The organism is Chryseobacterium culicis (assembly GCF_002979755.1).
Classification (GTDB): Bacteria; Bacteroidota; Bacteroidia; order Flavobacteriales; family Weeksellaceae; genus Chryseobacterium; species Chryseobacterium culicis_A.
This window is the reverse complement of the sequence record NZ_PCPP01000001.1, coordinates 2047921-2061484: the sequence shown is the minus strand read 5'-3', so window position 1 is coordinate 2061484 and position 13564 is coordinate 2047921. Positions and strand designations below refer to the sequence as shown.

12 protein-coding genes and 1 riboswitch are annotated in these 13564 nt (G+C 35.2%); of the genes, 3 read left to right on the top strand and 9 right to left on the bottom strand.

Features of this window, described 5'->3' with window-relative positions; genetic code table 11:
* Positions 1-83: 83 nt before the first annotated feature.
* Together CQ022_RS09330 and CQ022_RS09325 are read right to left on the bottom strand one after the other, a co-directional pair.
* On the bottom strand, positions 84-1217 hold the full coding sequence (locus tag CQ022_RS09330) for a hypothetical protein (protein WP_105681143.1): 1134 nt from the start codon (positions 1215-1217) through the stop codon (positions 84-86).
* On the bottom strand, positions 1214-2842 hold the full coding sequence (locus CQ022_RS09325; protein WP_105681142.1) for a helix-turn-helix domain-containing protein: 1629 nt from the start codon (positions 2840-2842) through the stop codon (positions 1214-1216). The genes CQ022_RS09330 and CQ022_RS09325 overlap by 4 nt, the downstream gene beginning before the upstream one ends.
* A gap of 154 nt (positions 2843-2996) precedes the next feature.
* On the opposite strand from CQ022_RS09325, the gene CQ022_RS09320 reads away from it, so the two are divergent.
* The 3 genes from CQ022_RS09320 to CQ022_RS09310 all read left to right on the top strand — a co-directional run bounded on the left by CQ022_RS09320 (position 2997) and on the right by CQ022_RS09310 (position 7558).
* Positions 2997-4310: a T9SS type A sorting domain-containing protein gene (locus tag CQ022_RS09320; RefSeq protein WP_105681141.1), complete on the top strand. Its 1314-nt coding sequence runs from the start codon at positions 2997-2999 to the stop codon at positions 4308-4310.
* 137 nt (positions 4311-4447) lie between these two features.
* Positions 4448-4626: riboswitch (cobalamin riboswitch) on the top strand.
* 32 nt (positions 4627-4658) lie between these two features.
* Complete coding sequence (locus CQ022_RS09315; RefSeq protein ID WP_105681140.1) at positions 4659-6485, top strand: TonB-dependent receptor plug domain-containing protein; 1827 nt, start codon at positions 4659-4661, stop codon at positions 6483-6485.
* Between the two features lie 20 nt (positions 6486-6505).
* Positions 6506-7558, top strand: a complete 1053-nt coding sequence (locus CQ022_RS09310) for a DUF5074 domain-containing protein (RefSeq protein WP_105681139.1) — start codon at positions 6506-6508, stop codon at positions 7556-7558.
* Between the two features lie 164 nt (positions 7559-7722).
* Here CQ022_RS09310 and CQ022_RS09305 read toward each other — a convergent pair whose 3' ends face one another.
* The 7 genes from CQ022_RS09305 to CQ022_RS09275 form a co-directional block, all read right to left on the bottom strand.
* Entirely contained in the window at positions 7723-9141 is a 1419-nt protein-coding gene (locus tag CQ022_RS09305; protein ID WP_105681138.1) for a CCA tRNA nucleotidyltransferase, read from the bottom strand.
* A 37-nt stretch (positions 9142-9178) separates the two neighbouring features.
* The gene (locus CQ022_RS09300; protein ID WP_105681137.1) at positions 9179-9523 is read right to left on the bottom strand and encodes a nuclear transport factor 2 family protein; all 345 of its coding nucleotides are present in this window, start codon (positions 9521-9523) and stop codon (positions 9179-9181) included.
* Between the two features lie 109 nt (positions 9524-9632).
* Positions 9633-10181: an L-threonylcarbamoyladenylate synthase gene (locus tag CQ022_RS09295; RefSeq protein ID WP_047378653.1), complete on the bottom strand. Its 549-nt coding sequence runs from the start codon at positions 10179-10181 to the stop codon at positions 9633-9635.
* Between the two features lie 285 nt (positions 10182-10466).
* Positions 10467-10889 (bottom strand): IS200/IS605 family transposase, encoded by a 423-nt coding sequence (gene tnpA, locus CQ022_RS09290; RefSeq protein ID WP_105681136.1) that lies wholly within the window; start codon positions 10887-10889, stop codon positions 10467-10469.
* A 275-nt stretch (positions 10890-11164) separates the two neighbouring features.
* Positions 11165-11677, bottom strand: a complete 513-nt coding sequence (locus CQ022_RS09285; RefSeq protein ID WP_105681135.1) for a DinB family protein — start codon at positions 11675-11677, stop codon at positions 11165-11167.
* A 142-nt stretch (positions 11678-11819) separates the two neighbouring features.
* Positions 11820-12266, bottom strand: coding sequence for a GNAT family N-acetyltransferase (locus CQ022_RS09280; protein WP_105681134.1), 447 nt, complete (start codon positions 12264-12266; stop codon positions 11820-11822).
* Positions 12267-12333: 67 nt separating this feature from the next.
* The gene (locus CQ022_RS09275; protein WP_105681133.1) at positions 12334-13473 is read right to left on the bottom strand and encodes a cystathionine gamma-synthase; all 1140 of its coding nucleotides are present in this window, start codon (positions 13471-13473) and stop codon (positions 12334-12336) included.
* Between the last annotated feature and the right edge of the window lie 91 nt (positions 13474-13564).

The following is a 13564-nucleotide window of genomic DNA, read 5'->3' as shown; positions in this document are numbered from 1 at the left end:
GGTTCATCGAATTTTTTTGATAAGTTTAAACAGTTACAATATAAAAAACATCCTAATTTGGGATGTTTTTTTATTTTCATGGTTTATGATGTTCTTATCATCTGCTGTATCTCTTTCTGAAACTTTTTATTCTGTTTTCTGATTTTTATAATAAAGTATAAAAGGATAACGATAAAAATACATCCCAGCAGAACAGATCCAATTTTAATATAGCGATAATAAGATTTCAGATTTTTACTTTTCAAAGCGGTTTCCTTATTGTGATTGTTAATCACCTGATTAATGGACTTCAGTTCATTCTGCTTTCTTTTAAAACGCATTTCCAGGTATTTTTTATTATACTGCTGATAGAGGTTTTGCTGTCCCATAGCAAGATAATTATCAGCCAATTCTTTGTAAAGTCCTTCATTCAGAATAATATCTCCGGTATTTTTACAAAGGTTTTCAGCTTTTAGTAAAAGGCTTATGGCAGATTGATTTTCATGTTTTTGTTTATGGATTTCAGCAATTCCTTTCAGGGCAAAGGCTTCCAGACTTTTAGCATAATTCTTTCGGGCGAAGGCGATAGATTGTAAAAAAGCTTCCTGTGCTTTGTCAATTTGATTGAGATTAAGATAGCAATACCCAATATTGTAATACACCACACTCATATTGGAATAAGTTGTTTTCTTCAAGGGAACCTTTTCATAATTTTGTATAGAAATCAGAAATTTTTCCAATGCAATTTCTGAATTGGACTGGCTTTTATAAATCATTCCTCTAATGGCGTAGCTTGCAGCCGTCTCGATATATCTTTCAGGATTTTTGGCTGGGATTTTTGAAATATACTGATCGGCTTCATTCAATGTTTCAAGACTTTTACTGAAAAGCTCCATTTGCTGATACTGTATAGCCACTGAGATCAGTACTCCTGACTGGCTTTTGGGATCATTGGTTTTCTGGGAAAGTTCCTTTGCTTTTAAAATATATTTTAATGATTCTTCAAAGTTCCTTTTAGCAATATTGGCTGTGGAAAGAAGCATATAAAGATTAATGGAGGCCTTTACATCATGAGATTTCTTTAATAATTGTTCTCCAATTTTAATGGTGTTATCAGGGTTGTCATAAATTTCAAGTTTAGCCTTTTTTATTAAGACGCTGTCTGGTGTCTTTTGTGCTTTTGTAAAAGTATAAAAAGCGATCAGCAGCAGGGATAGTATTTTTAAAAATAGTTTCATACGGCTTTAGTTTTACTGATTTCCTGAATATAGGCATTGGGAGACATTCCGGTGACGGATTTGAAAACGGTTGTGAAGGCACTGTGGGATGAAAACCCTGAATACTCTGCAAGGTAACTCACTTTATAATTAAGAAAAGCAGTATCACTTCTTAATAACTGTACAATGTGATTGATCCTTAGTTTGTTAATATATCCGTTGAAGTTTTTTTCTTTATTATTGATGACTTCGGATAAGTACTTTGTATTGATTTCCATTTGTGAAGAAAGCATAGACAGTGACATATTTTTATTCAGATAGCGGTCAGATTTTTCAAATTCTTCAAGCTTTTGGAGGATTTCATCTTCTTTTTCCCTGGAGATTTTGGTAGATCCGGAATCTTTTGCTGCTGCAGGAGCTTTGCTTAATAAAGTAGGTTGAGGTTTCTGGCTGATCTGTTTTTCAAAGAAATCAAATTGCTTTTTTAAATCTTTATTTTTGCTTGTAATGAGTAAAAAATAGGTAAGCAGGGCTATAACAATTAAAGATAAAACAATAATCAAAAACAGGGAAGATCTGAGTGATATCTGTTTTTGAAATTCAATGTTTTTATTCTGGTTGGTCTCAACGAGTTTCACAAGATACCGTATTCCTTCTTTCGAACTTACATCTGTTTTTGTTTTTAAGTCAGTATAAAGTTTATTGTATTGATGGTATTTTGCATCATTATGAATGGCGTAGTAATTACGGGACAGTGATTCGTAAATTTTAATTTTTAAATTGTTGAAAGGAAGGTTTTCAATCAATGCAAGCCCGGTTTCCAGCTTTTCAATAGCTGTTGTATAATCCTGTTTCAGGAAATAATACTGGGATAGGTTCTCATAAGCCAGCCCTAGCAGAAAAGGTTTGTTTTTCTGATGTTCAAGATCTGAAATGATACTTTCTATAAGGGGTTTATATTCAGAGAGTTTATTTTGCTTCAGTAGATATGAAGACCGGAAAATCCTGTTTTCGATTTTTAAAATTCTCTTCTCTTCATTATGACCACTGAGATATTGATTGCTTTTATCAAGGTTTTTCAATGCTGTTGGATAATCCCTGTTGATTCCAGAGTTCAAAGCCTGAAGCTGATACAGTTTTGCGGTAGTGATTTTTAAAGTCGGATCATTACTTTTAAGGAGCTTCTGATCAGATAAAAGATGAGAAATAATTCTTTTCGACTGGTTGTACAACCCCAGATTCTGATATTGATCCGCAAGATTATAATCACTGAAGATCTGCATATTATAAGAAAGATCATTTGCCTGATTATTATCCTCTTTTTGAGCAAAAATATTCACAGACTGTACATAATCGCCCTTCATAGCAAAAGCTTGTGAAATAATATTTTGCAGCACAATTTTGTGTTCCGTATTCTGATCACTGACCGGAATTCCCTGGGTATAACTGATGCATTCGTCAGAATTCTGATAGAGCTTGAGAAATGCCTTATCGGCTAAAATAGTAAAGTCCGGTCCGGACTGTCCATTGATACAATAAGAGCTGTAAATAAAAATAAACAGGAATATTTTTCTGCTGTTTTGAAATAATTTTTGTTCTGATAATTTGTTTTTTGTGTTTTTTTGAATAATTCTGGTAAAATCCATATTCAAAATGTTGTTTTGTATCTGTTTGTTTATGAGTGTTTTAAAAATTAAATTCTTTTGAAATTCACGAATTATGAAAGCCTATTTCTTGGGATAGGCTAAATATTATATTAATATTGTTTCCACCAATTCGAAACGCTAAATATAATAAAATATGAAAAATTTTTACAGAATGTCAATGAAAATATTGACGGCTTGTCTTTTCCTGAAATTTGGTTTTGCAGAGGCGCAGCTTACTGTAATAGGTTTAGGAAATTATAATGTAGGTGCAGTTTCTGATAATGGAATGGTAAGTATGCATACCAGCGCAGGAGGAATTTATAAATGGAATGCAGCAGGAGGACTTGTACAGATAGGTTCTATTTCAAACGGATATCCGGCTGCAGGAAGAACTATTGTTTCGAATGACGGAACTAAAATATCATCTTCCATTACCAATACCGCAACAGGATTTAATGAAATATCAACGTATGATGTTGCTGCCGCCACATGGGTAAACCGGGGCGGACTTGTTCCTACCGGATGGGACGGAAGTGTAAGCTCTACCTGGGGAATGACTACCAACGGAAATACAATCGTAGGGCTGGGGTTTCTTACTGCCGCGAATGCCCACGCTGTGAAATGGGATGAAGTGAACGGAATGGTAGATCTGGGAAGTATTGTTTCCGGACGCAGTTCAAGAGCAAATGCAGTTAATGCAGCAGGAACAGTAATTGTAGGATGGCAGGACGAATCAAACGGTACGAGAAGCGGTGCAAAATGGCAGGATGGAGTAGAAAGTTTTATTACTGATAATAACGGGAATAATGTAGGGGAAGCAGGAGGGATTTCTGCAGACGGAAATACCATCATAGGATCGGCAAATCCTAATCCCTATGTCTGGAATGTTGTAAGCGGATTAACGTATATTACCCATCCTAATGCTTCTTTCAGTTTCAAAGGAGGTGCAACAGGAATTTCTGCTGATGGGAAGAAAGTTATCGGATATTACAGAGCATTTGGTGCCCCTCCAATGTCGGGAGAAGGCTTTATCTGGACCTCTGCTACCGGAAGGATTAATCTGAATGATTATGCAGCATCCTTAGGAATTGCAACGAATGGAGTAACAATGGGACTTCCTCTGGCTATTTCACAGGATGGAAAGAAAATTGCAGGTTCAGGAACGAACGCTTCAGGTCAGATGATCGCTTTTTATCTGGATACTTCTGAATTTTTATCCGTCAATGATGCTGTAAAAGAAAAAAACAGTATAGGTATTTATCCTAATCCTGTTGCTGATATTCTATATTTTAAAGGAACAGGAAAAATAGAGAACGCAGAAATTTATAATATGGTTGGACAAAGGGTGAAATCATTCAATGCTGTAGAAGGACAGATTGATGTTTCATCCTTGTCAAAAGGAGATTATATTTTACAATACTCTGTGAAAGGCGGTAAAAAAGAGACTTATAAACTGATTAAAAAATAACATATATAAATAGTAAAGTAGTGGGATGAATGGCTGTTTTCAATATTGAAAGCAGCTGTTCTTTTTTTGTTTCAGCTCATAGGAAGACAGGCTTTTTAAGCATACGTATGGTTTTAGGCGAATACATATAAAAAAACTATCTTTGCAAAAATTTTGGTTTCCAGTATTTTGGAATGAAAAGGGAATCGGGTGTAACTCCCGGACTGTCCCCGCAACTGTAAATCGCAACACAAGTTTCTGCAAAAAACCACTGTATAAAAACGGGAAGGAGCAGAATGCGAAAGTCAGGAGACCTGCCGGAATTATAATTAAAAAAACATATTGCTTTCGGAGGAAAAGTAAAAAAGTATGGATATAAAAAGATCTTTAGTACTGCTTTTTTCATCGTATGGTTGTTTTCTTTTTGGACAAGAGAAAACCATCGATACTATTTATGTTTTCGACAACCAGATGAACAGGGTTAAACTTTTTCATCCTGTAAAAATAATTTCGGAGGAAGATGCCGAGAAAAATTCGAGTAATCTTTCGGAGCTTCTGAGATTTCAGTCACAGGTTTTTATTAAAGAAAATGGTCGTGGTGCTGTTTCTTCGCCTTCATTCAGAGGAACTACCGCTCAGCAGACAGCGTTTGTCTGGAATGGGATTAATATCAACTCCAGTTTTCTGGGACAGGGAGATATCAATAATATTGCTTTGTTCGGCTATGATCAGATCGGTATAAAAGCAGGTGGTGGAAGTGTGGTGTATGGAAGTGGTGCTATCGGAGGAAGTATTCACCTGAATAATACCCTTGATTTTAATAAAGGTTTCCATGGTTCTTTATTTTCAGAAGTTGCTTCTTTTAATACCTATAACAATTTTGTAAAAGGTTCTTACAGTAATGATAGGTTCAGTTTTAAAGCTTCCGGAAATTATTCTGTAAGTGAAAATGATTATAAGGTAAACGATCTGAACTATATTAACCGAAACGGAAATTATTACAATACTACGTTCAATGCAGGTGCTTCCTACAAGATAACGAACGATCATAAAATTTCATGGCAGAGCCAGTTTTTTGATTCTTCACAGCATTATCCTGTGTATGAAGAAACAGGAACAAAGACAAAATATAAGACTCAAAGTGTAAGAAGTCTTCTTTCGTGGGACTGGAACAAAACAAAGTTCAGCAACTCCTTTAAAGCGGCCTATACGGAAGAAAACTTTCAGTATTTCGGTTCGCTAAATCAGCCTAAATCCAGTGGTGGAACCGGGAAAAACTATATCTTCAAAAATGATTTCAATTATTTCCTGAATTCAAAATGGAATTTTAATCTTATCGGAGAATTTCAGATCAATAAAGGAGAAGGGTACGCGAGTGGAATATCTGATGTAAGCAGAAATATCGGATCAATTTCAGGATTGTTGAGGTATTTTGCCACGAAAGACCTGCGTTTTGAAGGTGGATTTAAGAAAGATTTTGTGGAAGATGTGAAGTCTCCATTTATGTATTCATTCTCCGGAAAATGGAGTGCCTTACAATGGTATGATGTGAGTCTTAACGTATCAAAGAATTTCAGATATCCGTCATTTAATGATATTTATTATGAACCGGGAGGAAATAAAGATTTGAGACCCGAAACTTCTACTCAGTTTGATATGACAAATGAGTTCAAAATGGGAGATTTCAAACTTACTTTGTCTCCTTATTATATGAATGTGACGGATCTTATTGTATGGCTTCCGACTGCTCTGGGCTACTGGCAGGCATCCAATATCAATAAATTTGAATCTTATGGACTGGAATCCCAGTTGTCTTTCAGTAAACAGTTTGGGAATCATAAATTCAGAGCGAATGCAGGATATTATTATGCAAAATCTATTGATAAAGAAACGAAGATGCAGAGACCTTATGTTCCCATGCACAGAGGGACAGCGAATATAGATTATGAATATGGTTTCTTTAAATTTTTCGCACAGGGACTGCTGAATGGTATTACCTACACGACAAGTGATGAAAAAAGATCAGATGCCATAGATCCTTATTTTCTTTTAAATATGGGTGTTTCTGCAACCTTAGCCAAAAAATATACTTTAGGGTTTAAAGTGAATAATCTAACCAATACATATTATAAAACAGTTGCTTTCTATCCTTTACCGAAAAGAAACTATAGTGTGTATGCAGCAATAAATTTTTAACAAATAAAATTGAATAAATTATGAAAATAACTAAACTTTTAACTGTACTCTTTGCAGTGGTATTATTGTTTAATATCTCTTCATGTACAAATAGTTCTGACGAAATTGAAATCTCTCCGATCACTTACCAGAACGGATATTTTATCTCTAATGAAGGGAACTTTAACAGCCAGGGAGCTAAAGTAACATTCCTAACAAGAGATTTAAGCCTGAAGCAGGATGATGTGTACGGTTATAACAATAAAGAAATCCTTGGTGATGTTCTTCAGACGATTGGTCTTAGCGGAAACAAGGCTTATCTTGTGATCAATAACTCAAACAAAATTGTTGTTGTAGACCGTTATACGTTCAAGAAGTTAGCAGTAATTACTGATCAGCTTGATAATCCAAGAGGAATTACTTTTGCGAATGACTTTATCTACGTTTCCAATACCAATTTCACAGCCAATACGAAAAGTGTAACGAAATATAAAGCTTCTGATTATTCATTTGTAAGTAAAATCAGTATGACTGAAGTTTCTGATAAAACAGTAGAAGCGGGAGGAAATGTTTTTGTACAAAATGCTTCATCAGGATTTGGAAATAAGATTACTTATATCAATACTTCCAATGACAATAAAACTGAAATTACTGTTCCGAATGGTCAGATTGGAAATACGGTGTCTTACAAATCTAATGTTTACACAATTTCTTCAACAGCTACAGATTCTTACATCTATAAGATTTCAAGTACAGGAACTCTTACACCGGTAATTACACTGACAGGAATTCCTAGTGCAACCAACCTTCAGATTGATAATGATAAATTATACTTCAGCTCTTCGAATAAAGTGTATACAACAAGTTTAGCGACTCCTGTAATTCCTACAACTCCATTGTTAACAGCTGCAGATGGAGGTCCTTATTTTACGCTTTATGGATTTAATGTAATTGATGGAAGAATTTTTGCATCAGATGTTAAACAGTTTACTCAGGACAGTGAAATGGTAGTGTATTCAGCAACTACGGGTAGCAAACTGGGATCTCTTAAAACAGGAGGTCTGGGTGCTAATGGAACTTACCTGAATCCATAATACCTTACAGTATATAAAAATATAATTTTTTATTTTTTCATCATTTGTGTTTTTTTCCGGCCGGTTTCGAAGAAACCGGCCGGCTTTGTTTTCGTCAGTGCGCATAAAAAATCCGGCGGAATGTTCCATTCCGCCGGATTTTTTATGCTTTTTATAAATTTACTTTATAATGTTAATCCCAGTTTCTCAGCCTCAGCAATAACAAACTTTGTGGCTTCTTCTTTTTCATTAGGAATTTCACCCTCCAGGATGGCTTCTTTGACTTTCTCTTTTAAGATACCAATTTCACGGCCTGGGTTAAGGTTAAACATTTCCATAATCTCTTCACCAGTAATAGGTGGCTGGAAATTTCTTACCTGATCCTTTTCTTCCACTTCTTTGATTTTTACCGCTACATATTCAAAGTTTCTTTTGAATTTTTCCTGTTTTTTGGAATTTTTCGTGGTAATATCTGCTTTGCAAAGGGTAAAAAGATCTTCAAGATTTTCACCTGCATCAAATAAAAGTCTTCTCAATGCAGAATCTGAAGCATCATCAGTAATCAGTGCGATAGGTCTTGATGAAAGTTTCACCATTTTCTGAACATATTTCATATCGCTTCCCAATGGTAATTTCAATCTCTGGAAAAGTGTTTTTGCCATTTTTGAGCCCAAAAATTCATGTCCGTGAAAGGTCCATCCAGTTCCTTCTACAAACTTTTTTGTTGGAGCTTTTCCAATATCATGGAGCAGAGCAGACCAACGAAGCCACAGATTGTCCGTATTTACAGAAATATTATCCACCACTTCCAGCGTGTGATAAAAGTTATCCTTGTGAGTTTGTCCTTCCACTTCTTCCACACCTTTTAGTTCAATCAGTTCAGGAATAATCAGTTTCATAAGACCTGTTTGTTCCATCAGTCTCAGTCCGATAGACGGTTTTTCAGAAAGCATGATTTTGTTGAACTCTACCATGATCCTTTCCATAGAAACAATCTTGATTCTTTCCGCTTCCTGTTGGATTGCTTTCAGAGAGTTCTCTTCGATTTTAAAATTTAAAGTTGAAGCAAAACGTACTGCTCTCATCATTCTCAATGGATCATCAGAATAAGTTTGAGCAGGCTCTAAAGGAGTTCTTAAAATTTCTTTTTCAAGATCTTCCACCCCGTTAAACGGATCGATCAGTTCTCCAAAGTTCTCTTTATTTAAAGAAATAGCCATCGCATTGATGGTAAAATCTCTTCTTTTCTGGTCATCTTCCAGACTTCCACCTTCCACCTCAGGTTTACGGCTGTTTTCTGTATAGCTTTCTTTTCTGGCTCCTACGAATTCAAGCTCAAGTTCTTTATACTTGATCATCGCTGTTCCATATGTTTTGAATACGGAAACTTTTAATTTAGGATCTATATCCTGAGCTACATTTTGGGCAAGCTCAATACCACTTTGTTCTGTTACAAAGTCGATATCTGTAGAAGCTTTTCTATTCATCAGAAGGTCACGCACATAACCGCCAACAATGTATACGGACTGGTTATTCCTTTCTGCTGCTTCAGAAATGATTTTAAATAGTTTTAAATTCTTATTTTGATTAAGATTAATTTTCATCGTTAATAATAGTGACAATTTCTACGTATGTTACCCATTAATCATAATGAGCATACATTTTACTAATTTTTCCGTCTTTATTAAAAAACATGACTTCAACAGCATGTTTATCCATAATCGACTTATAAAATAATGCTACTGAATCTACTCCCGCACTGGAATGTATCAGATCAAAACGGAGATCAGGAAATTTTTCCAATGCCTTTTTCCAGTATTCACGGACGGCTTCTTTTCCTTTTAAAGAACTTTCCTTACCGTCGGTAGCCATTGCAATCATGGGAGTTGTAATCTCAATATTATCCGAATAATGGGAGAGAATATCCTCTAAATCATGAGAGTTCCAAGTATTAACCCACATTTGGGCAAATTCCTGATGATTCATAGCAAATAATTTATGAGTTGAGTTTGCAAAGATAGAATTAAAAAAAAGAAATCCTGCCGATATGAACTGACAAGACTCTAAAAAAATTAAATATAAAGGTTCAGGATTTTTATTCCCGAAGAACTTTTATCCTGTTGTCATTCCATATTTTGATAACGGAAGAACCTGAGTATTTTGAAACTTTTTCTCTGTCTTCTTCCACCGCATAATCCACAAGGCTGATCATCTCTTCAGAAATATCAGAGAATTTCAACGGACTTTTCTCACCACTGAAGTTGGCGGAAGTAGATACCAAAGGTCTGTTCAGTTTTGTGATCAGTTTTTTGCAGAAATCATTTTTTACCAATCTGATTCCAATGCTTCCATCCTCTGCAAGAAGTTCTTTCGGAAGACCTCTTGGATTTTCATAAACAATAGTTACCGGTTTTTCACTAAGATCAATAATTTCCCAGGCCATTTCAGGAACATCCACCAGATCCTGAAGTCTTTTCTCAGACTCAACAAGGATGATCATGGATTTGTTTTTTTCACGCTTTTTAATGTCAAAAATCTTATTGACAGCTTCTATATTGGTAGCGTCACAACCAATTCCCCAAATCGTATCTGTAGGATAAAGGATTGTTCCGCCGGATTTTAATATTTCGATAATATGTTCCATAATAGTATATGAGTTCAAAGAAAGGATAAAGGTAGAGAATCTGTGGATTTTAGGCAAAAAAATGGAATGTAAATGTGGGAATGTTTATAGGTTTTGGCTAAAGCCAATGGAATGGTATATAATATTAAAACGGGCTAAAGCCCGTTCCTATTGATGTTTTTATAATGTAGTTAGAATAGTGCAATAAATTATTAGAGATTCACTATCCTATTCAATAGAAATGGGCTTTAGCCTATTTAAATAAAAGAAACAAATCCTTCGGCTTTAGCCAAAACCTAATCACATTTAAAAATTATATTTTTCAATAAATTCCCTGTACTCATCAATGAAACTCTTTTTCTGATGATGCTTTTCCTGATTTTTAATATAATTTCTTACGCTATCTATCATAGACTCAGAAACTGATACCGCAAAATATTCATCCTGCCATGAGAACTTTCCTACAGTAAGATTATTTTTATTGATCCAATGAGAAGATTCACCTTTTAAAAGCTGGACAATTTTTTCTATATTCTGATCAGATCCCAGAGAAATAAGGCAATGACAATGATCCGAATGTCCATTGATTATATCTAAAAATATACCTTTTTCTGTAGCATATTCTTTAATATGTTTCCAGACTTTGAGACGTATGTCGAATGTATTGAGAAAGGGATCTCTGTTTTTTGTAGAGAAGACAAGATGAATGTAGATTTTGATAAAAGCCATTTGTGTTGTTTTATCAAAAGTAATATTTTTTTAAGTTTCGGCTAAAGCCAAAGGAATATTATATAATATGAAAACGGGCTAAAGCCCGTTCCTATTGATGTTTTAATGATAAATACATTATATTTTATGTATGATGTCATTAAGATATGATTTCATGAATTATTAGAGATGGTATTCTATTCAATAGAAATGGGCTTTAGCCCATTTAAATAAAAAGAAATAAATCCTTTGGCTTTAGCTAAAACCTATAATAATTCAAACTTATTTTTGAATTATTACATCCATCCCAACTTCGATAAATACCTTTCCTCGATAATATTCAGGTGGTGGTAATTATGTCCCACGATCAGTTTTCCGATGGTTTCTACAGAAATTTCATGACCATTGGCTGTACCTGTATTTTGTAAAGCGGAAGGATGAAGGGTTTCTAATAGAATCTGAGAAGATTTTCTTACCAGCTTATATTCTTCCAGAAGGGATTCGATGGTTCTTTCACTTGCAAAAGATCGGTTCGCATATTCATCTTCGTCGAAGCCTGGAAGATTGTTTTTATCTCCTCTGGCAAAAGCTAATATTCTGTATTGGAACACTCTTTCCGTATCTGATAGATGGAGTAGAAGCTCCTTTAAAGTCCATTTCCCTTCTGCATAAGCGAAATTAAATTGATCTTCAGTAAGATTTGAATAAATTCCTATTGTTTTATCTGCGGATATCTGCAGCTCATTCAACCAGTCTCCTGCTGGAATCTGATCTAAATATCTTTGAATGTATTTTTGAAAATCGGTCATATTGTTTTTGTTTTTATCAATTGATTTTGAGGTTCGGGGTACGAGTTCCGAGATTGGTGATTCGAGTTATTGAAATAAAGGACAGAGGTATTTTTGAATGATATACATTAAAAAAAATTACTCATTACCTATTGCTCATTACTCATGAATTGCTCCATTCGTAGAAATTCACGGAGTCATACAGCTCGAAGCCGCAGGATGGATAAAGCTGATTCCCTATATCATTACTTTTTCCAGTTTCTAAAAGAATACCGCATGCTTTAGATGAACGGCAGAGTTCTTTTGATGTTTCAATCAGTTCTTTGGAATATCCTTTTCCTCTATGGTTTTCATTTACGTAGAGGTCGTTCAGCAGCCAGTAGCGCTGCATTCTTGTGGATGAAAATAGGGGATATAACTGTACGAAACCTGTCAGGTTACCGTTTTCTTCTGCTACAAAAATTTCGGAATCTTTATTTTCAAGTCTATCCTTTAGAAAATTTGCTGCTGCAGGAATATCTGATGCTTTATGATAAAATATTCTGTACTGATCAAATAATTCCGAAAGTTGGGGTAAGTCGGAAATAACAGCTTTTCTTGTACTTTTCATAGTTATTTGGTGGGTGATATGAAATGAGAAGGATTTGATAACCCTTCTCATTTTAGTTTATAGTATGTTAAGAAAAAGCTTTCTCAAGATCTGCAATAAGATCTTCAGCATCTTCAATCCCTACGCTTAAACGAACCAGGTCATCAGTGATTCCTAATTCAGCACGTTTTTCTGCCGGAATTGAAGCATGGGTCATCAGAGCAGGGTGGTTAGCCAGAGATTCTACTCCTCCTAAAGATTCTGCAAGGGTGAATACTCTTACTTTCTCTAAGAATTTGATTGCATCTTCTTTTTTTCCGGATTTGAAAGTGAATGAAACCATTCCTCCGGATTCCTTCATCTGAGATTTTGCCAATTCATACTGTGGGTGAGATTCCAATCCAGGATAAATTACTTTATCTACAGCAGGATGGGTCTCAAGATATTGGGCTACAGCAAGTCCATTATCAGAATGTCTCTGCATTCTTAACGCCAGTGTTTTGATTCCTCTCAATACAAGATAAGAATCGTGAGGTCCTAAAATACCACCACTTGCAAACTGGATAAAGTGAAGCTTGTCTCCCAGTTCAGCATCTTTAGCGATAAGAGCTCCCGCAATCACATCAGAGTGTCCTCCTAAATATTTGGTGGCAGAGTGCATTACAATGTCTGCTCCCAGATCAATAGGTCTCTGGATATAAGGGGTTGCAAAAGTATTGTCTACAGCCACTAAAATATCTTTTCCCTTTGCAATTTCTACGACTGCTTTGATATCCACTAATTTCATCAATGGATTAGTAGGGGTTTCTACCCAGATCAGTTTTGTTTTATCCGTGATAACATCAGCAATTTTAGAAACATCATCAAAATTCACGAACGTAAATTTCAGCTGATATTTTTCGAAAAGTCTTGTGAACATTCTGTAAGTCCCACCATAAAGATCATCTACGGCAATTACTTCATCACCAGGATTTAATAATTTCAAAACACAGTCGATGGCTGCAAGACCGGAACCGAAAGCTAAACCTCTCGCTCCGTTTTCAATACTTGCCAAAGAATCTTCCAATGCCTGTCTTGTAGGGTTGGCAGCTCTTGAATATTCATATCCGGAATGTACTCCCGGGCTTTTCTGTGCAAATGTAGAGGTTAAAAATACAGGTACATTTACAGAACCTGTTGCAGACTCGTGGTGCTGCCCTCCGTGAATTACTTTTGTATTAAAATTCATAATTTTTTGCTTTAGGCTTGAACATTAAGCATATGACTTTAATGTTCATTGTTTTTATTAAAAGTTGCTCTAGCTGAGTACAAAAAGCTTA